This window comes from Streptomyces shenzhenensis, assembly GCF_003688995.1.
Taxonomy (GTDB): domain Bacteria; phylum Actinomycetota; class Actinomycetes; order Streptomycetales; family Streptomycetaceae; genus Streptomyces; species Streptomyces shenzhenensis_A.
The window spans coordinates 84,941-104,666 of sequence record NZ_PENI01000019.1; the positions used below are offsets into that span (position 1 = coordinate 84,941).

Sequence of the window (19,726 nt, forward strand, 5' to 3'; positions counted from 1 at the left end):
GCTATGCCGTTCCGCTGATCCGGGGCAGGGAGGCCACGGACGCGGTGGAGGTCATGGTCTGCGGCTGTTCCCCGGCGGGCTTCGCGTGCGAGGCGGTCGCGCGCACGGACCGCAGGCGGTGGCTGACGGCCTCGTCGAGGGTCACCGGCCGCTGCATCTGCGCGGCGAGCCGCCCGGCCTCCTGGCCGAGCCGGGCGACGTCCTCCCACGGGAGCCGCACCACGAGGGAGATCTCCGCCTCGCCGTCCGGCAGGGCCTGCATCGCGGGGAATGTCTGCGGGGTCACTCGGTCGTTCATCGCCTGGTCCTCACGTCGGTTGCCCAGGGATACGCAGCCACGCCCGGCGGCGTTCACCGATTCGCCCGCCGTGTCGCGGGCAGTACTCCTGTGTGGTCATCCCCGTCCATGACGTGAACCCGGTGCGCCGCACCCCCTGGGTGACGTACGCGCTGATCGCCGCGAACGTCTTCGTCTTCCTGGTCACGCCCGGCACGGCCGGTTCCGTGTCCGGCGGCGGCGATCTGGCGCAGCTGTGCCATCTGCAGGCGTTCATGGACCAGTACGCGGCGGTGCCCAGAGAGCTGATCCACCATCAGCTGCCGGGGCTGGTCCCGACCGGCGCGGTGGGCGTCGGCCCGCAGGGGCCGGGCTGTGTGGTGGCCCCGCCGTCGTACGACAAGTCGCCGCCGCTGTCGGTCTTCACGGCGATGTTCGTGCACGGCGGCTGGCTGCATCTGCTGGGCAACATGCTGTTCCTGCTGATCTTCGGCAACAACGTCGAGGACCGGATGGGCCACATCCGGTACTTCCTCTTCTACGTCGTCTGCGGCTACGCGGCCGGGTACGGCTACGCCCTGCTCAACGCCGCCTCGGCCGAGCCGCTGATCGGCGCGTCCGGGGCGATCGCCGGCGTCCTCGGCGCCTACCTGGTGCTGTATCCGAAGGCCAGGGTCTGGGTCCTCGTGCCGTTCCTGATCTTCCTGCCGCTCAGGCTGCCGGCCTGGCTGGTGCTGGGCTTCTGGTTCGTGCTCCAGGCGGTGTACTCGTCCGGTCTTGGCGTCTCCGGTACCGGGACGGTGGCGTACGCGGCGCACATCGTCGGCTTCGTCGTCGGCATGCTGTTCGCGCTGCCGCTGCGGCCGGGCACCCCGCCCCCGCCGGAGCCGCCCCGGCTGCTGTTCGGCAGGCGGGCCCGGCCCTGGCCGACGTGGTGAGTCAGCGGGCGGTGTGCGTGTGCACGTACTCCACGAGCCGGGTCAGCGCGTCCGGGTCGGTGTCGGGCAGCACGCCGTGGCCGAGGTTGAAGACATGGCCCTCCAGCCCGGCCGCCGCGTCGAGCACCTCGCGGGCCTTCGCCTCCACAGCCTCCTCGGTGGCGAAGAGGACCGTCGGGTCGAGGTTGCCCTGGAGCGCCTTGCCGGGGCCGACGCGGCGGGCGGCCTCGTCGAGCGGGACGCGCCAGTCGACGCCGACGACGTCCGCGCCGGCCTCGCCCATGAGCGTCAGCAACTCGCCGGTGCCGACGCCGAAGTGGATGCGCGGGACGCCGTATCCGGCGACGGCGCGGAACACCTTGGCGGAGGCGGGCAGCACGGAGCGCCGGTAGTCGACGGGGGCCAGCGCGCCGGCCCAGGAGTCGAACAACTGGACCGCGGAGGCGCCCGCCTCGATCTGCACCTTCAGGAAGGCGGCCGTGATGTCGGCGAGGCGGTCGAGCAGGTCGGCCCACAGCCCGGGGTCGCCGTACATCATCGCCTTCGCGTGCTGGTACGTCCGGGACGGGCCGCCCTCGACGAGATAGCTCGCCAGGGTGAAGGGGGCGCCGGCGAAGCCGATGAGCGGGGTCGGGCCGAGTTCGCGGGTGAGCAGGCCGATGGCCTCGGTGACGTAGGAGACGTCCTCGGGGGTGAGGTCGCGCAGCCGGTCGAGGTCGGCCCGGGTGCGGACGGGACGCTCGACGACCGGGCCGACGCCGGGCTTGATGTCGAGGTCGACGCCGATGGCCTTGAGCGGGACGACGATGTCGCTGAAGTAGATCGCGGCGTCCACGTTGTGCCGGCGCACCGGCTGGAGCGTGATCTCGGCGACCAGTTCGGGGCGGGTGCAGGACTCCAGCATCGGGATGCCCTCGCGCACCTTGCGGTACTCGGGCAGGGAGCGGCCGGCCTGGCGCATGAACCACACGGGGGTGTGCGGCACGGGTTCGCGCCGGCACGCCCTGAGGAAGGCGCTGTCGTACGTCGCTGTCGGCTGCTGGCCCGTGGGGCTTGCGTTGGCACTCACGACGGAAAGTCTCGCACGGTCCCGGACCCGGTCCGGCCGGGCCCTCGACGGGAGGCGGCGACGCCCTCGGGTGCACTCTCAGGGGATGTCTTAGGTGGTGTCTCTCCCTGCGCGCGGCGCCCGTTCCCTTTACTCTTCCCCGCATGGCTGCGGCTCAGGGACGATTGTCGGACGACGCTGGTGGGATGGACGAGGCGAAGGGGGACGGGCACACGGACAGTTCGGCGCCGCCGGCCTTCCGGGCCGCAGTCGAGGCGCTGCGGACCGCGCGGCTGCGGCCGCAGATCGAGGTGGATCCGACACCCGCGCCCCAGCGGCTCGCCCCCTACGCGTACGCCCTGGAGGCGGCGGTCGTCGACGGCGACCAGGATCTGGCCGACGGCCGGCTGATCCTGCTGCACGAACCGGCCGGGCACGACGCCTGGCGCGGCACCTTCCGGCTGGTGACGCTGGTGCGCGCGGAACTGGAGCCGGAGATGGCCTCCGACCCGCTGCTGCCGGAGGTGTGCTGGTCGTGGCTGACCGGTGCGCTCCAGGCACGCGGGCTGACGTACGGGGATCCGAGCGGCACCGTGACGCGTGCGGGCTCGCACTACTTCGGCGGTCTTTCCCCGCGCCCGCCCGCCTCGCAGATCGAGATCCGGGCCTCCTGGACGCCCCGGGAGGGGCTGGGCGGGGTGCCGGACACGGCGGCCCATCTGGCGTCCTGGTGCGATCTGCTGGCCCAGATCGCGGGGCTGCCGCCGGCCGCCCCGGGCGACGCGTCGGTGGTGACCCTGCCGCAGCGCAGGGATCCGCAGTCCCGCTGACCGCCCGGGCCGCCGGACGATCATCATTTCGTTGACCACCCCTTTGTCGATACGGCCACTTTCAGCCCTCGAAGCGAACCCGCTCGAACCGGCTCGATCCACGACTGATCGATCGCGCGTCCGAATTGCACGGAATGTTCTCACTAGTTCGTGATCATTCTCTAAAGGCGGACGGGTTTGGTGCCGAAGACGACTGTGACCTTGAAAGCACGGTTCGTCCCGGCTTCACCCCCCACGAGCCGGCCCCGTCCCGCACCCCAGGAGGCCTGGTGTCCGTTCTCCTTGAGCAACCCGCAAGCCTGGTCGCCTACCGCCCGAACAAGCCGACCGCCATGGTGGTCGTGGCCGACCCGCGCGTCCGCTCCACCGTCACCCGCCACCTGTGGGCGCTCGGTGTGCGCGACGTCATCGAGGCCTCGTCCGTCGCGGAGGCTCGTCCCCGCATCGGCAACCCCCGCGACATCTGCGTCGCCGACGTCCACCTGCCGGACGGTTCCGGCCTGACCCTGCTGTCCGAGACCCGGGCCGCGGGCTGGCCCAACGGCCTGGCGCTGTCCGCCGCCGACGACATCGGCGCCGTGCGCAACGCCCTGGCCGGCGGGGTCAAGGGCTACGTCGTCACCGGCACCCGGACCAACATCGGGCTCCCCACCCGACCGGGCGCCGCCCCCATCGGCGCCGCCGCAGCCCGTATGCACCGCCGCCCCCCGGGTGCCCCGAGCCACCCGGGCGGCTACCGCGAACTGTCCGGCCGCGAGGTCGAGGTGCTGCGTCTGGTCGCCGAGGGCCAGTCGAACAAGGCCATCGGCGTCTCGATGGGCCTGTCCGCGCTGACCGTCAAGAGCCACCTCGCCCGCATCGCCCGCAAGCTGGGCACCGGTGACCGGGCCGGCATGGTCGCCGTGGCCCTGCGCACCGGCATCATCCACTGAGCCCGCCGACGACGACCGGATCCGTACCCCGGCCCCGCACCGGCGCGCACGGGATCGGCCGCAGGTCCCCGACCCCGTCCCCTGCCGACCCTGCCCCCCACATGTCACCGACCTGACTGGTTTACGACCCCACGGCGCCCGTCGACGGAACGTTCCGTCGACGGGCGCCTTCGATACACGGATACCCTTGACAGGTGACCGACGCCCAAGAGACCGCAGCAGACATGCCACTGCGCACCACCGGAGGGACCCCTCCGGACGACGGCGGATCTTCTGCGGCGGAGGCGCCGGTCCCCTTGCTCGAACCCCGTGAGGGCGTTCCGCCCGTGATCGCCGACGAGTCCGCGCTGGCCGAGACGGTCGCCGCCTTCGCCGCGGGCTCCGGCCCCGTCGCCGTCGACGCCGAGCGCGCCTCCGGCTACCGCTACGGCCAGCGGGCCTATCTGGTGCAGCTGCGCCGCGCGGGCGCGGGGACCGCGCTGATCGACCCGGTGGCCTGCCCCGACCTGTCCGGTCTCGGCGAGGCGCTGGCCGGCGTCGAGTGGGTGCTGCACGCCGCCACCCAGGACCTGCCGTGCCTGCGCGACATAGGCATGGTGCCCAGCCGGCTGTTCGACACGGAACTGGCGGGCCGGCTCGCCGGGTTCCCGCGGGTCGGCCTCGGCGCGATGGTCGAGAACGTCCTCGGCTTCGTCCTGGAGAAGGGCCACTCGGCCGTCGACTGGTCGACCAGGCCGCTGCCCGAGCCGTGGCTGCGGTACGCCGCCCTGGACGTGGAGCTCCTCGTCGACCTGCGGGACGCGCTGGAGAAGGAGCTGGACCGGCAGGGCAAGCTGGACTGGGCCCTGCAGGAGTTCGACGCGATCGCCTCCGCCCCGCCGCCCGAGCCCCGCAAGGACCCCTGGCGGCGCACGTCCGGCATGCACAAGGTGCGGCGGCGGCGCCAGCTCGCCGTGGTGCGCGAGCTGTGGCAGACGCGGGACCGGATCGCCCAGCGGCGGGACGTGTCGCCGGGCAAGGTGCTCGGCGACGCGGCCATCGTGGAGGCGGCGCTCGCCCTGCCGGGCACCGTGCACGCCCTCGCGGCACTGAACGGTTTCGGCCATCGGACCGGGCGGCGCCAGCTGGAGCAGTGGCAGGCCGCGGTGGACCGGGCCAGGGCGCTGCCCGAGTCAGCGCTGCCGCAGCCGGGGCAGCCGGTCACCGGGCCGCCCCCGCCGCGGGCCTGGGCCGACAAGGACCCGGTCGCCGCCGCCCGACTGTCCGCGGCCCGCGCCGCGGTCTCGGCGCTGGCCGAGCGGCTCGGCCTGCCGCAGGAGAACCTGATCACGCCGGACACGGTGCGACGGCTGTGCTGGGAGCCGCCGAAGCCCGCCGACGACGACTCCGTGGCCGCGGCCCTCGCCGGGTACGGGGCGAGACCGTGGCAGATCGAGCAGGTGGCCCCCGCGCTCGTGGCCGCGCTGTCGGCCGGGACGAAGCCGCTCTAACGGAACCCCTGCGGGCACAGGGACCGGCATCAGCACGCCCGCGGAGATGATCTCCCAGTCGGCGCCACGGAGACGTCGGGATCAAGCCAAGATCCAAGCGCGGCGACGCCCCATGCAGAGACCGGCAGGGCGAGCCGCCCGGGGTCCCGCGGCGCCGCCGAACGTGTGACCTTCACCGCTGTCGCCTGCGGGACTGGGCAGTCACGTTACTGATAAGTAGCATGGGCTCTGAGCGCGCGCTCAGTACTGCGCGGCAGTGATTCCGCACCCTGGAGGAGAGCCATCGTGCCTCGTACCGTCAGGGACGTCGTCTTCGTCGACGGCGTCCGCACCCCGTTCGGCAAGGCGGGCCCGAAGGGCATCTACCACGAGACCCGCGCCGACGACCTCGTCGTGAAGGCGATCCGGGAGCTGCTGCGCCGCAACCCCGGTCTGGACCCGAAGCAGATCGACGAGGTCGCCATCGCCGCGACCACGCAGATCGGCGACCAGGGCCTGACTCTGGGCCGCACGGCCGGCATCCTCGCCGGTCTCCCCCAGTCCGTCCCGGGCTACTCGATCGACCGGATGTGCGCCGGCGCGCTGACCGCCGTCACGACCACCGCCGGTTCGATCGCCTTCGGCGCGTACGACGCCGTCATCGCCGGCGGTGTGGAGCACATGGGCCGCCACCCGATGGGCGAGGGCGTGGACCCGAACCCGCGCTTCGTGAGCGAGAAGCTGGTCGACGAGTCCGCCCTGTTCATGGGCATGACCGCGGAGAACCTGCACGACCGCTTCCCGCACCTGACCAAGCTGCGGGCCGACGAGTACGCGGTGCGCTCGCAGGAGAAGGCCGCCAAGGCGTACGCCGACGGCCGGATCCAGCAGGATCTGGTGCCGATCTCGGTGCGCCGCACCAACCCGGAGGGCGGCGAGACCGGCTGGGGCCTGGTCACCGCCGACGAGCCGATGCGCCCGGGCACCACGCTGGCGAACCTGGCGAGCCTGAAGACGCCGTTCCGGGTGCACGGCCGGGTCACCGCGGGCAACGCGGCCGGTCTGAACGACGGCGCCACCGCCTCGATCATCGCCGCCGAGGACTTCGCCCGCGCGCACGACCTGCCGGTCAAGATGCGCCTGGTCTCCTACGCCTTCGCCGGTGTCGAGCCCGAGGTCATGGGCTACGGCCCGATCCCGGCCACCGAGAAGGCCCTCGCCAAGGCGGGCCTGTCCATCTCGGACATCGGCCTGTTCGAGATCAACGAGGCCTTCGCCGTCCAGGTCCTGGCCTTCCTCGACCACTACGGCATCGCGGACGACGACGAGCGCGTCAACCAGTACGGCGGCGCCATCGCCTACGGCCACCCGCTGGCCTCCTCCGGCGTCCGGCTGATGACGCAGCTGGCCCGCCAGTTCGAGGAGCAGCCGAACGTCCGCTACGGCCTGACCACCATGTGCGTCGGCTTCGGCATGGGCGCCACCGTCGTCTGGGAGAACCCGCACTTCGAGGGGGACAAGTGAGCACCACCGCGGATCTGTTGAAGGGTGCGGCCGAGCTGTTCCCCGACGAGGTCGTCACGCAGGCGCACGTACGCCACCTCGACCTGCCGTTCGGCGCCGGTCGCTTCGCGCTGATCACGCTGGACAACGGCCTCGACCACACCAAGCCGACCACCTTCGGCCCGGCCTCGCTGGCGAACCTGAACACCGCGATCGGCCAGGTCGAGGCGGAGGCCGCGGCCGGTGAGATCGTCGGCGCGGGCGTCACCGGCAAGCCATTCGTCTTCGCGGTCGGCGCCGACCTCAAGGGCGTCGAACTGCTGAAGAGCCACCAGGACGCGCTCGCCATCGGCAAGGGCGGCCACGAGGTCTTCAAGCGCCTGGCGGGCCTCGCGGTCCCGACCTTCGCGTACTACAACGGCGCCGCCATGGGCGGCGGCGTCGAGGTCGGCCTGCACTGCTCCTACCGCACGGTGTCCAAGGCCATCCCCGCCTTCTCGCTGCCCGAGGTGTTCCTCGGCCTGGTCCCGGGCTGGGGCGGCTGCACCCTGCTGCCGAACCTGATCGGCGCCGACAAGGCGGTCTCGGTCATCATCGAGAACAGCCTCAGCCAGAACAGGCAGCTCAAGGGCGCGCAGGTCTTCGACCTCGGCATCGCCGACGCGATCTTCGAGGGCGCCGACTTCCTGGAGCGGTCGCTGGTCTGGACGGCCCAGGTGATCAAGGGCGACCTCCAGGTCGAGCGCCCGGTGGTCGACCGCGGCGAGGCCTGGGACCGGGCCGTCGCCAGGGGCCGCTCCATCGCCGACGGCAAGGTGCACGGCGCGGCCCCGGCCGCCTACCGCGCCCTCGACATCATCGCCGCCGCCAAGAACGGCGACCTCCAGCAGGGCTACGACGCCGAGGACACGGCGCTCGCCGACCTGATCATGGGCGGTGAACTGCGCGCCGGCATCTACGCGTTCAACCTGGTGCAGAAGCGCGGCAAGCGTCCGGCGGGCGCCCCCGACAAGAACCTGGCCCGTCCGGTCACCAAGGTCGGTGTGGTGGGCGCCGGTCTGATGGCCTCGCAGCTCGCCCTGCTGTTCCTGCGCCGTCTCGAAGTGCCCGTCGTCCTCACGGACATCGACCAGGAGCGCGTCGACAAGGGCGTGGGCTACGTCCAGGACGAGATCGACAAGCTGCTCGGCAAGGGCCGGATCGACCAGGACAAGGCCAACCGGCTCAAGGCGCTGGTCACCGGCGTTCTCGACAAGGCCGAGGGGTTCGCGGACGCCGACTTCGTCATCGAGGCGGTGTTCGAGGAGACCGGCGTCAAGCAGCAGGTGTTCGCGGAGGTCGAGGCGGTCGCCCCGGAGCACGCGATCCTCGCCACCAACACCTCCTCCCTCTCCGTGACGGAGATGGCGTCGAAGCTGAAGCACCCCGAGCGGGTCGTCGGGTTCCACTTCTTCAACCCGGTCGCGGTCCTCCCGCTGCTGGAGGTCGTGCGCGGCGAGCAGACGGACGACGCGTCGCTGGCGACCGCCTTCGCCGTGGCCAAGAAGCTGAAGAAGACCGCGGTCCTGGTGAAGGACGCCCCGGCGTTCGTCGTCAACCGCATCCTCACCCGCTTCATGGGCGAGGTCCAGAACGTCATCGACGAGGGCACGCCGGTCGAGGTCGCGGAGAAGGCGGTGGAGCCCCTGGGCCTGCCGATGTCGCCGCTGGTCCTTTTGGAGCTGGTCGGTCCGGCGATCGGTCTGCATGTCTCGGAGACCCTCAACCGGGCGTTCCCGGACCGCTTCACGGTCTCCCCGAACCTCGCGGCCGTCGTCAAGGCCGGCAAGCGCGGCTTCTACGTCTACGACAGCGGCAAGCCGGAGCTGGACCCCGAGGTCGCCGCGCTCATGCGGCAGGGCGACGTCGTGCTGACGGAGGAGCAGGTGCGGGCCCGGGTGCTGGACGCGGTGGCGCAGGAGATCGGGCTCATGCTCGACGAGGGCGTCGTCGCCGAGGCCCAGGACATCGACCTCTGCCTCATCACGGGCGCCGGCTGGCCCTTCCACCTGGGCGGCATCACGCCGTACCTGGACCGCGAGGGCATCTCCGAGCGAGTCAACGGCAAGCGGTTCCTGACACCGGGCACGGCAAGCGTCCCGGCATAACAGCACGCAGACCGCTCCGGCTGCCCGTACCCCCCCCCGGGGGTGCGGGCACCCGCCGCTCTGAAGTCCGAAGCGCCCCAAAGGGGCGCGGGGAACTGCGCGACCAACCACAACGGCGCCGCAGCCGACCGACGACACATCGCGGCATTCCCAACGAAGCGCTCAGGCGCCCGAAGGGGCGCGAGGAACTGCGCGACCAACCACAACGGCGCCGCAGCCGACCGACGACACATCGCGGCATTCCCAACGAAGCGCTCAGGCGCCCGAAGGGGCGCGGGGAACTGCGCGACCAACCACAACGGCGCCGCAGCCGACCGACGGCAGCACATCACCGCATGACCAGCGGAGCGCTCAGGTGGCCGTCCAGTTCACAGCGGACCGCGGCGACCGGGCCCGGTCCGGCGGACGGCAGAAGGGTGCTGGGCCTGCCGCCGGGGCGCCAGGCGCACAGGTAGCCCGAGTCGTCGGTGTAGAAGAGGGTCGTGGCGTCGGGGGAGGTGGCGAGCGCGTACAGCGTGCCCGGCCGGGCCGGGGCCGACATCGCCTCCTCCAGGACCGGCCGGGAGCCCGGCTCCTCCTGGCGCCAGTGCAGGATGCCGCCGGGGACCGCCGCGTACACCTCGACGCGGCCCGACTCCGCGGTCACGGCCGCCAGTTCGTCCTGGACGTCGCGGCCCTCGATGTCCTGCCAGGGGTCCCAGCCGCCCTTCTCCTTCTGGGCGAGCAGGCTCACGCCGCCGCCCTTGTTGCGGACGAAGACATGGGCGCGGCCCTGTGCGTCGACGGCGACCGCGGGCGTTCCGGTGCGGGGGCCCTTCTTGTCCGGGTGGCCGATCGGGTTCCAGTCCAGGGCGGCGAGGTGCGGACGGAAGTGGGTGGAGTGCACCAGTCCGGACTCGCCCTTGGCCGTGGGCCGCCAGGAGACGAGGTGGGCGTAGCCGTCACGGCCCTGTCCGACGGCGAGGACGGGATGCAGCTTCTGGTCGCCGCCCACCGGGCGCGGGGCGCCCCAGGGCCCGTCCGGTCCGCGTTCGGCCCGGCACAGGACGGCGTCGTCCGACAGCAGGTACACACTGAGCCGGCCGTCTCGGCCACGTATGAGCCAATCGCCGTTCACCACCTCACTCCAAGCCGCCCTCGGCGCGGCGGTGGGGGCGGCCCGCGCGCACGGGCCCCGGCAGCCGTGGGACCCTGGCGGCATGGACGTGGAGTCTCCGGTGCTCGTGATCGTCGATGCGGCGAATGTGGTCGGGTCCGTGCCGGACGGGTGGTGGCGGGACCGGAAGGGTGCCGCCGAGCGGCTGCGGGACCGGCTGGCCGCCGAGGGGCTGCCCGGCCGTCCCACCCCCGTGGAGATCGTGCTCGTCGTCGAGGGCGCCGCGCGCGACGTGCAGTCCGTGCCCGGGGTGCGGGTGGAGCCGGCAGCGGGCAGCGGTGACGACCGGGTCGTCGAACTGGTCGCCGGACATCCGCACCGGCCCCGTCTGGTCATCACGTCCGACCGTGAACTGCGCCGCAGGGTGACCGAGTTGGGCGCGGAGGTGACGGGACCGCGCGCGGCACTGGGCTGAGCGGACCGGCAAGGGTGCCAGCCGGGCCGCACATCGTGCCGCGGCAGAACGGCCCACGGGCGTCCCAGCGCGGCCTCACCGGACGTCGAGGTGCCGCCGCCCGTCCTGACCGCCGCCGCGCCTACTCCCCCGTCACCCGCGCGTACAGCACCGCCCCGTCCACCTGCCCGACCTGCTCGTACTCGGCCGTCAGCAGGCGCCGCAGGCCGGGTACCCGGGCGGGGGCATAGGGCTTGCCCCGGGAGTCGTCGACGACCAGGGCGGGCGCGTGCGCGGCCAGCTCCGCGCGGAAGACGGGCCAGGCGCCCCGGACGGCGTACTTCTCGCCCACCTGGGGCCCGTTGCGCCCCCCGCTGTAGTTGGTGAGCAGGCCCGCGGTGAGATAGCGGCTGGCGGGCGTGCGCGCGGCGAACCAGTACGTCTCCGGGTGCATGCCCCACACCAGGACCCGGTCGCCGGGCGCCGTGCGGTCGCCGACCGCGGCGGCGAGCCGCTGGGCGTGCCCGAGGTCGGCGCGGGGCGCCAGCAGCCCCCAGGACAGGAACAGGACGCAGCAGCAGGCCGTGGCGCGGACCGCGGCCACGAGCCGCTCCCGCGGCAGGAGCTGCAGCGCGGCCGTCGCCAACAGGGCGATCGCCGGAGTCAGTTGCAGGTAGTAGTGGCCGAAGAAGTGGAAGCCGACGGCGACCGCGGCGGCGGAGGACCCGAGCCACAGCCACAGGTCCGTCGCGCCCGTGCGCGCCACCCGCAGCGCCCGGACCACCGGCGGGATCAGCCCCGCGCAGGCCACCGTCAGGATCGCCGTGTTGGCCAGCGCCCGGACCAGGACGTGCAGTTCGGAGCCGGTGAAGGAGGCGTACGCGCCGACGCCGGTGACGGTCCAGAAGACGAAGCCCGCCGGGTCCGTGGCCAGGGCCACGCACAGCACCGGCGCCGCCATCCCCGCCGACAGCCGCAGTACCCCGCCCGGCGGCGCGCCCCACCGGTGCAGCAGCCACGCCACCGGCACCAGCACCGCCCCGCCGGTCTGCTTGGCGAGGAAGGCGCAGGCGACCGCCGCCCCGGCCGCACCCCAGCGGCGCCGGTCGGCGCACCACATCGCGGCGGCGGTGCAGGGCAGTATGAACACCTCGAAGGTGGCGGCCTGCGCGTCCTCGGGATTGAGCCCGACGGACACCAGCAGGTACAGCACCCCGGCCGTGCGCCCGGCGGTGCCGCCCCAGCGGCGCCGGGCCAGGGAGGCCAGCAGCAGCGCGGTGCACAGCTGCGCGAGGACCGCCAGTACCCGGACCGGGGTGAGCGAACCCGATCCGAACACCGCGAACGTGCCCTCGTACAGCCAGGGCACGAGCGGCGGCTTGCGGTCCACGACCGTCTCGTACAGCCGCCCGCCGCGCGCCAGTATCCGTGCCTGTACGGCGAGATAGCCCTCGTCCGGGTTCCACAGCGGCCGGGCGAAGGACGGCGCCCGGGTGACGCAGGCGAGCGCCGCCAGCAGCGGCAGCAGCCGCGTCCAGTACGCCGTCCGTACGGCTGCGGACCGTGGCGGGGCGAGGGGCGGGGCGAGCATGGTGAGCACGCTATCCGGCCCCGCGCTCTCCCCCGAAGCGGGACATACGGGTCCGGACCGGTGAGCCGGCCGATCACCGCGTGTTCCCGGTCACCCCCGAGTGCCCTGGGACGGGGGCACGGCCGGGGTGTCCTGGCCACGGGCCAGACGGCTGTGGGTGCGGCCGTACAGGAAGTAGACGACGAAGCCGAGCACCATCCAGACGGCGAACCGCAGCCAGGTCTCGGCGGGCAGGTTCAGCATCAGCCACAGCGTGGCGGCGACGGACAGCACGGGAATGACCGGCACCCACGGGGTGCGGAAGGCGCGGTGCAGGTCCGGCCGGGTGCGGCGGAGGACGACCACGCCGACCGCGACGACGACGAACGCGAACAGTGTGCCGATGTTCACCAGCTCGGCGAGTTCACTGAGACTGGTGAAGCCCGCGACGACCGCGATGACCACGCCGAGCAGAACGGTCGGCCGGTGCGGGGTGCGAAAGCGCGGGTGGACGTGGGAGAAGAAGCGCGGCAGCAGCCCGTCGCGGCTCATCGCGAAGAACACCCGGGTCTGGCCGAGCAGCAGGATCATGCAGACCGTCGTCAGGCCGACGGCGGCGCCGAAGCTGATCACGCCCGCGAACCAGGGGTGCCCGGTGGCCTTGAACGCGTCGGCGAGCGGGGCGTCGACGGAGAGCTGGGTGTAGCGCTGCATCCCGGTGACGACGACGGACACCGCCACGTAGAGCACGGTGCACACGAGCAGGGAGCCGAGGATGCCGCGCGGCATGTCCCGCTGCGGGTTCTTGGTCTCCTCCGCGGCGGTGGCCACGACGTCGAAGCCGATGAACGCGAAGAAGACGACGGAGGCGGCCGCGAAGATGCCCATCACCCCGAAGTTGGCGGGCGCCCAGCCCACCATCAGCTGGATGAGGGGCGCCTTGAGATCGCCGCCCGCGGCGACCGGCTCCGGCTTCGGGACGAAGGGCTTGTAGTTGCCGGCGTCGATGAAGAAGGCACCGGCGACGATCACGATGAGGACGACGGACACCTTGACGGCGACGACGAGTCTGGTGACCCGGGCCGAGAGCTTCATGCCGAGCACGAGGATGCCGGTGAGCACCAGGATGAGCACGGCGGCGAGGATGTCGAAACCGAACCCGTGGGCCCCGTCCCGGCCGCCGAGGTACTCCGGCAGATGCCAGCCCGCGTTGTCGAGCAGCGCCCGGATGTACCCGGACCAGCCGACGGCGACCACCGCCGTGCCGAGCGCGAACTCCAGGACCAGGTCCCAGCCGATGATCCAGGCGGGCAGCTCGCCCAGGGAGGCGTACGAGAAGGTGTACGCGGAGCCCGCCACCGGGAGGGTGGAGGCGAACTCGGCGTAGCAGAGCGCGGCGAGGGCGCAGACGATGCCGGCGGCGACGAAGGCCAGGGCGACCGCGGGTCCGGCGTTCTCCCTGGCGACCTTGCCGGTCAGCACGAAGATGCCGGTGCCGATGATGACACCGACGCCGAAGACCGTCAGATCCAGCGCGGACAGGGACTTCTTGAGCGCGTGCGCTGGCTCCTCGGTGTCGAGGATGGACTGCTCGACCTTCTTCGTCCGGAAAACGGTGCTGCTCACGAGGTACCTCCCACGCTTGGCGTCCTCGACATGATCGAGAGGGGGCGTGGGACGTATGCCCCGAAACAGGCGTATTCACGCAAATGGGCCGGTTCCGCCATGCTCCACTGTGGCGGAACCGGCCCGTCCGGGCGCTCAGTCGCGGGCCGGCTCCACCGGGTCGACCTCGGCCGTGGGCGATTCGAAGCGGCCGCCCAGCCGGGCCACGAGCCCGGTGACCTGGCGGGCGATATCGGGCGCGGTCAGCCCGATCTCGGCGAGCACCTCGGCGCGCGAGGCGTGGTCGAGGAAGCGGGGCGGGATGCCGAAGTCCCGCAGCGGCATGTCGACACCCGCGTCCCGCAGCGCCTGGGCGACGGCCGAGCCGACGCCCCCGACACGGGAGTTGTCCTCGACGGTGACGACCACCCGGTGCCGCTCGGCGAGCGGCGCCATGGCCTCGTCCACGGGCTTGACCCAGCGCGGGTCGACGACGGTCGTGGAGATGCCCTGCTTGTCGAGCAGGCCGGCGATCTCCAGGCACATCGGCGCGAGCGCGCCCACGGAGACCAGCAGCACGTCCGGGGTGTCGGTGCCGGGCTCGCGCAGCACGTCCATGCCGCCGACCCGGCCCACGGCGGGTACGGCGGGGCCGACGGCGCCCTTCGAGAAGCGCACCACGGTCGGCGCGTCCTCGACCGCGACGGCCTCGCGCAGTTGGGCGCGCACCTGGTCGGCGTCGCGCGGGGCGGCGAGCCTGAGCCCGGGCACGACCTGGAGGATCGACATGTCCCACATGCCGTTGTGGGAGGCGCCGTCGCTGCCGGTGACCCCGGCCCGGTCCAGGACGAAGGTCACCCCGCACTTGTGCAGGGCCACGTCCATCAGCACCTGGTCGAAGGCGCGGTTGAGGAAGGTGGCGTACACGGCGAAGACGGGGTGCACCCCGGCGTGCGCCAGGCCCGCCGCCGAGACGGCGCCGTGCTGCTCGGCGATGCCGACGTCGTACACCCGGTCAGGGAAGGCCTTGGCGAACTTCTCCAGTCCGACCGGCTGGAGCATGGCGGCGGTGATGGCGACGACGTCCTCGCGCTCCCGGCCCAGCTCGACCATCTCGTCGCCGAAGACCGAGGTCCAGTCGGCGCCGGAGCTGGCGATCGGCAGACCGGTGTCGGGGTGGATCTTGCCGACGGCGTGGAAGCGGTCGGCCTCGTCCTGGAGGGCGGGCTGGTAGCCGCGCCCCTTCTCGGTGAGGCAGTGCACGATCACCGGTCCGCCGAACCGTTTCGCGCGGGACAGCGCGGACTCCAGCGCCTCGATGTCATGGCCGTCGATCGGGCCGACGTACTTCAGGCCCAGGTCCTCGAACAGGCCCTGCGGCGCGATGAAGTCCTTGAGGCCCTTCTTGGCCCCGTGGAGCGTGTCGTACAGCGGCTTGCCGACGACCGGGGTGCGCCCCAGGAGGTCCTTGGTGCGGGCCAGGAAACGCTCGTAGCCGTCCGTCGTGCGCAGCGTGGCGAGGTGGTTGGAGACGCCGCCGATGGTCGGCGCGTACGACCGCTCGTTGTCGTTGACGACGATGACCAGCGGGCGGTCCTTGGCGTCGGCGATGTTGTTGAGGGCCTCCCAGGCCATGCCGCCGGTGAGCGCCCCGTCACCGATGACCGCGGCGACATGGCTGTCGCGCCGCAGCAACTGGTTGGCCTTGGCGATGCCGTCGGCCCAGCCGAGAACCGTGGAGGCGTGCGAGTTCTCGATGACGTCGTGCTCGGACTCGGCCTGCGCGGGGTAGCCGGACAGGCCGCCCTTCATCTTCAGGCGGGAGAAGTCCTGCCGGCCGGTGAGCAGTTTGTGCACATACGACTGGTGGCCGGTGTCCCACAGAACCTTGTCCTTCGGGGACTCGAAGACCCGGTGCAGGGCGATGGTCAGCTCGACCACGCCGAGGTTGGGCCCGAGATGGCCGCCGGTCTTGGCGACCGCGTCCACGAGGAAGGTCCGGATCTCCTGCGCCAGCTGATCCAGCTCCTCCAGACTGAGCCGGTCCAGATCGCGCGGTCCCCTGATGCGGGTCAGCAGCGGCACCCGTGCCTCCTTGCAATAGAGCTGATCGAGCGTTGCCGGGCCCACCGAGTCTAATGTTCACCCCCACACAACAGCACCCGGCACCTCAAAGCCACAGGGCTGTACCAACATGCGGCTCCGCCGCGCGGGCGCGCGACAAGCCACAACAACACCGCCCACAGCCACGCCCCCAAAGGGGCGCGGGGAACTGCGCGACAAGCCACAACGCGCCCGCACCCAAAAAACACGACAGCACCCGGCACCTGAAAGGCACCGGGCACTGTCACAAACCCAGGCTCACGAATAACACACCGAGCCACAAAGCCCCGCCCAACCCAGCGGAGCGCTACGCGCGGCCCGCAGTCTTCTGCGTCTTGCGCGTGACGGAGTCGATGACCACCGTGGTCAGCAGCACCGCCGCGGTGATCATGTACTTCACCGGCTCGGCGATGGACTCCAACTGAAGGCCGTACTGGATCGACACGATGACCAGCACACCGAGCAGCGCGTTCCAGGTACGGCCCCGGCCGCCGAAGAGGCTCGTGCCACCGATGACGGCCGCGGCGATCGCGTTCATCAACAGGTCACCGGTGCCCGCACTCTGGTTGGCCGAGGCGATCTTCGAGGCCAGGAACAGCCCGCCGATCGCCGCGAATCCGCCCGAGATGGCGAACACGGAGATCCGCACAGCGGTGACGTTGATGCCCGCCCGGCGGGACGCCTCCACGCTGCCGCCGAGCGCGAAGATCTTGCGCCCGTAGGAGGTGCGGCGCAGCAGGAAGTCCGTGCCGATCAGGAAGGCGAGGAAGATCACCGTGGCCAGCGGCAGGCCCTTGTACTGGTTGTACATGAAGGCGGCGGCGAACGAGACCACCGCGAGCAGCACCGTACGCACCAGGGTGTCGCTGAGCGGCCGGGACGGGATGCCCGCGGCCTCGCGGCGGCGGTTGCCCAGGAACGAGGTGATGAAGAACACGGCGACCACGACGAGGGCCAGCCCGTAGGCGGCGGCCACGTCGGCGAAGAAGTACGTGGTGAGCTTGCCGATCAGGCCGTCGCTGTCGAGGTTGATCGTGCCGTTCTCGCCCAGCACCTTGAGCATGAAGCCGAGCCAGAACAGCAGCCCGGCCAGGGTCACGGCGAACGCTGGGGCGCCGAGCACCGCGAAGAAGAAGCCGTGCACCGCGCCGATGGCGAGGCCCGCGGCGACGGCGGCGAGCACGGCCAGCCACTCGGGCCAGCCCTGGTTGACCGCGAGGACGGCCGCGAGGGCGCTGGCCGCGCCGCTGACCGAGCCGACCGACAGGTCGATCTCGCCGAGCAGCAGCACGAAGACGATGCCGACGGAGATCATGCCCGTGCCGACCATCGTGACGGTGATGTCACTCAGGTTCTGCGCGGACAGGAAGTTGGAGTTCAGGCTCTGGAAGACGATGCAGATGACGATCAGGCCGATGACGACCGGCATGGAACCCAGGTCGCCGGCCTTCATCTTGCGCTTGAACTCGCCGAGGTAGCCCGCCAGGCCCTGCTCGCGCACCAGGAGGCGCGGGTCGACCGCGGTCACCGCGGCGGCGGCCGCCTCGGGGTTCTCGACCACGGTCTCGTCCTGCGGAGCCGCGGAGGTCTTGTCGATGCTCACTTGGAAACCTCCCCGTTCGAGCGCGCCGCACGGCGGGTCACGGCATTGTCGGTGGCACCGGTGATGGCGGAGATGATCTCTTCCTGCGAGGTCGTCTTGACCTCGAAGACGCCGTTGTTGCGGCCGAGGCGCAGCACAGCGACCTTGTCCGCCACGGCCTTGACGTCCGCCATGTTGTGACTGATGAGGATGACGGCGAGGCCGCGCTCGCGCAGCCGCTCCACCAGGTCGAGGACCTGAGCGGTCTGCTCGACGCCGAGGGCGGCGGTGGGCTCGTCGAGGATGACCAGCTTGGGTTCGCCGAGCATGGACCGGGCGATCGCCACGGTCTGGCGCTGACCGCCGGAGAGCGAGGCGATCGGGATGCGGACGCTGGGGATCCGGATCGAGAGCGTGGTGAGCAACTCGCGGGAGCGGCGCTCCATCTCGACCTCGTCGAGGACGCCGCGCCGCTTCAGCTCGCGGCCCAGGTAGAGGTTGCCGACGACGTCGATGTTGTCGCACAGCGCCAGGTCCTGGTACACCGTCGCGATACCCAGGCTCTGGGCGTCGTGCGGCCGGCTGATCTGGACGGAGCTGCCTTCCCATTCGATGACGCCCTCATCGATGGGGTGCACGCCGGCGATCGTCTTGACCAGCGTGGACTTTCCGGCGCCGTTGTCGCCCACCAGGGCGACCACCTCACCGGCGTGGACCTCAAGCTCTACGTCGGTGAGCGCCTGGACGGCACCGAACCGCTTGGAGACCCCGCGCAACGCCAGCACGGGCGTAGCGGACACGTGAACCATCTCCTTCGCCGCCTGACCCGGCGGGAGGTTGTGCAGAAGTTTGGGGGGAGTTCCATCCGGCGTCCCGCGCCGAGCTTGCGGGGCTGACTGATGCGCGGGACGCCGGTGGAGCCTGGAGCAGTCGCGTCCCGCACGGGGATTCAAGGGCGAATCACCGTGCTTGGGAAGGGACCTGGGACTGCTTACTTGAGGCCGATCTTGTCACAGGCCGTCTTGTACTTGCCCGTGCAGATGTCGGCGACGGTGTAGAAGCCGTCCTTGATGACCGTGTCGTTGATGTTGTCCGTGGTCAGCGAGACGACCGGGACCAGGACCGACGGGACGTCCTTCGCGCTGTCGCTGGAGACCTTGTCCTTGGCGATGGAGTCGAGGCTCTCGCCCTTGGCGAGCGCGACCGCCATCTCGGCGGCGATCTGCGCCTCCTGCGGGTAGGACTTGAAGACGCTCATGTACTGCTCACCGGTGACGATCCGCTGCACGGCGGCGAGTTCGGCGTCCTGGCCGGTGACCGGCACGGTGATGCCGGCGGCCTTGAGGGCGGTGATGGCACCGCCGGCCATGCCGTCGTTGGCGGAGTAGACGCCGGCGATGTTCTTCGCGCCGACCGCCGAGATCGCCGTCTCCATCTCGGAGTTGGCGTTGTCCGGCGACCACTCCTTGGTGTCGTACTCCTTGGCGATGGTGACCTTGCCGTCGAGGACGGAGTGGGCGCCTTCCTTGAACTGCTTGGCGTTCGGGTCGGTGACCGAGCCGTTGATCATGACGATCTTGGAGGACTTGGTGGCCTTGCCGCCCAGGGCCTTCAGGAGTGCCTCACCCTGGGTCTTGCCCACCTGCACGTTGTCGAAGGAGGTGTAGGCGCTGATCGGGCCCTCGGCCAGGCGGTCGTAGGCGACGACCTTGATGCCCGCGTCCACGGCCTTCTGGATCGAGTTCTGGATGGCCTTCGCATCCACGGCGTCCAGGATGAGCACGTCCACCTTGTTGGTGATCATCGTGTCGACCTGCTGGGCCTGGAGGTTGGCGTCCTGGCGGGCGTTGTTGTACTGGATCTCCGCCTTGTTGTTCGTCAGCTCCTTGATCTTCTTCTCGATCTGCGGGCGGTCGAACTTCTCGTAGCGCGCGGTCTTGTTCTCGGGCAGCAGCAGGCCGACCTTGATGTCGTCGCCCTTCTTGGCCGACGACGCGGAAGAATCGTCACTGCCCGAGCTCTTGGCACTGCCACAGGCGGCAAGCGAAACGGCCATCGCACCAGCGGCAACGGCGACGGCGGCACGACGCATACGCGTGTTCACTCTGGAAACCTCCCTGACGAGGCCGCGTCGTTGCGGCCGAGGTGGCTGGAAGTCAACTCGGCCATACG

15 protein-coding genes and 1 pseudogene are annotated in these 19,726 nt (G+C 71.4%); 7 read left to right on the plus strand and 9 right to left on the minus strand.

The window, feature by feature from the left end; genetic code table 11:
- Position 1: 1 nt before the first annotated feature.
- A complete protein-coding gene (locus tag CTZ28_RS26910; RefSeq protein ID WP_121892296.1) occupies positions 2 to 298 on the minus strand; it encodes a hypothetical protein in 297 nt (98 codons plus the stop codon).
- 92 nt (positions 299 to 390) lie between these two features.
- Here CTZ28_RS26910 and CTZ28_RS26915 point away from each other — a divergent pair, with 92 nt between their 5' ends.
- Positions 391 to 1,215 carry a rhomboid family intramembrane serine protease gene (locus CTZ28_RS26915; RefSeq protein WP_121892297.1) on the plus strand — a complete coding sequence of 275 codons (825 nt, stop codon included), beginning with the start codon at positions 391 to 393 and terminating at the stop codon, positions 1,213 to 1,215.
- Position 1,216: 1 nt separating this feature from the next.
- Here CTZ28_RS26915 and hemE read toward each other — a convergent pair whose 3' ends face one another.
- The gene (hemE, locus tag CTZ28_RS26920; protein ID WP_121892298.1) at positions 1,217 to 2,284 is read right to left on the minus strand and encodes a uroporphyrinogen decarboxylase; all 1,068 of its coding nucleotides are present in this window, start codon (positions 2,282 to 2,284) and stop codon (positions 1,217 to 1,219) included.
- Between the two features lie 143 nt (positions 2,285 to 2,427).
- On the opposite strand from hemE, the gene CTZ28_RS26925 reads away from it, so the two are divergent.
- The 5 genes from CTZ28_RS26925 (at position 2,428) to CTZ28_RS26945 (ending at position 9,144) form a co-directional block, all read left to right on the plus strand.
- Complete coding sequence (locus CTZ28_RS26925; RefSeq protein WP_121892299.1) at positions 2,428 to 3,093, plus strand: DUF3000 domain-containing protein; 666 nt, start codon at positions 2,428 to 2,430, stop codon at positions 3,091 to 3,093.
- Positions 3,094 to 3,362: 269 nt separating this feature from the next.
- On the plus strand, positions 3,363 to 4,025 hold the full coding sequence (locus CTZ28_RS26930; protein ID WP_030041211.1) for a response regulator transcription factor: 663 nt from the start codon (positions 3,363 to 3,365) through the stop codon (positions 4,023 to 4,025).
- Between the two features lie 194 nt (positions 4,026 to 4,219).
- Entirely contained in the window at positions 4,220 to 5,515 is a 1,296-nt protein-coding gene (locus CTZ28_RS26935; protein ID WP_121892300.1) for a ribonuclease D, read from the plus strand.
- 285 nt (positions 5,516 to 5,800) lie between these two features.
- Entirely contained in the window at positions 5,801 to 7,018 is a 1,218-nt protein-coding gene (locus tag CTZ28_RS26940) for a thiolase family protein (protein ID WP_121892301.1), read from the plus strand.
- Complete coding sequence (locus CTZ28_RS26945) at positions 7,015 to 9,144, plus strand: 3-hydroxyacyl-CoA dehydrogenase NAD-binding domain-containing protein (RefSeq protein ID WP_121892302.1); 2,130 nt, start codon at positions 7,015 to 7,017, stop codon at positions 9,142 to 9,144. Before CTZ28_RS26940 ends, CTZ28_RS26945 begins: the two co-directional genes overlap by 4 nt.
- A 331-nt stretch (positions 9,145 to 9,475) precedes the next feature.
- On the opposite strand, the pseudogene CTZ28_RS26950 reads toward CTZ28_RS26945, so the two are convergent.
- Positions 9,476 to 10,261 (minus strand): annotated as a pseudogene (locus CTZ28_RS26950) (PLL family lectin); the annotation flags it as partial.
- An 82-nt stretch (positions 10,262 to 10,343) separates the two neighbouring features.
- On the opposite strand from CTZ28_RS26950, the gene CTZ28_RS26955 reads away from it, so the two are divergent.
- Positions 10,344 to 10,715, plus strand: a complete 372-nt coding sequence (locus CTZ28_RS26955; RefSeq protein WP_121892303.1) for a PIN domain-containing protein — start codon at positions 10,344 to 10,346, stop codon at positions 10,713 to 10,715.
- 121 nt (positions 10,716 to 10,836) lie between these two features.
- Here the strand turns inward: CTZ28_RS26955 and CTZ28_RS26960 are convergent, their stop codons facing one another.
- The 6 genes from CTZ28_RS26960 to CTZ28_RS26985 form a co-directional block, all read right to left on the minus strand.
- On the minus strand, positions 10,837 to 12,285 hold the full coding sequence (locus tag CTZ28_RS26960; RefSeq protein ID WP_121892363.1) for an ArnT family glycosyltransferase: 1,449 nt from the start codon (positions 12,283 to 12,285) through the stop codon (positions 10,837 to 10,839).
- 90 nt (positions 12,286 to 12,375) lie between these two features.
- Positions 12,376 to 13,890, minus strand: a complete 1,515-nt coding sequence (locus tag CTZ28_RS26965) for an amino acid permease (RefSeq protein WP_121892304.1) — start codon at positions 13,888 to 13,890, stop codon at positions 12,376 to 12,378.
- 135 nt (positions 13,891 to 14,025) lie between these two features.
- Positions 14,026 to 15,954 carry a 1-deoxy-D-xylulose-5-phosphate synthase gene (dxs, locus tag CTZ28_RS26970; RefSeq protein ID WP_121892305.1) on the minus strand — a complete coding sequence of 643 codons (1,929 nt, stop codon included), beginning with the start codon at positions 15,952 to 15,954 and terminating at the stop codon, positions 14,026 to 14,028.
- A 325-nt stretch (positions 15,955 to 16,279) separates the two neighbouring features.
- Positions 16,280 to 17,575: a sugar ABC transporter permease gene (locus CTZ28_RS26975; protein ID WP_121892306.1), complete on the minus strand. Its 1,296-nt coding sequence runs from the start codon at positions 17,573 to 17,575 to the stop codon at positions 16,280 to 16,282.
- On the minus strand, positions 17,572 to 18,363 hold the full coding sequence (locus tag CTZ28_RS26980; protein ID WP_183154600.1) for an ATP-binding cassette domain-containing protein: 792 nt from the start codon (positions 18,361 to 18,363) through the stop codon (positions 17,572 to 17,574). The genes CTZ28_RS26975 and CTZ28_RS26980 overlap by 4 nt, the downstream gene beginning before the upstream one ends.
- A gap of 182 nt (positions 18,364 to 18,545) precedes the next feature.
- A complete protein-coding gene (locus CTZ28_RS26985; RefSeq protein WP_183154608.1) occupies positions 18,546 to 19,646 on the minus strand; it encodes a substrate-binding domain-containing protein in 1,101 nt (366 codons plus the stop codon).
- Positions 19,647 to 19,726 lie beyond the last annotated feature (80 nt).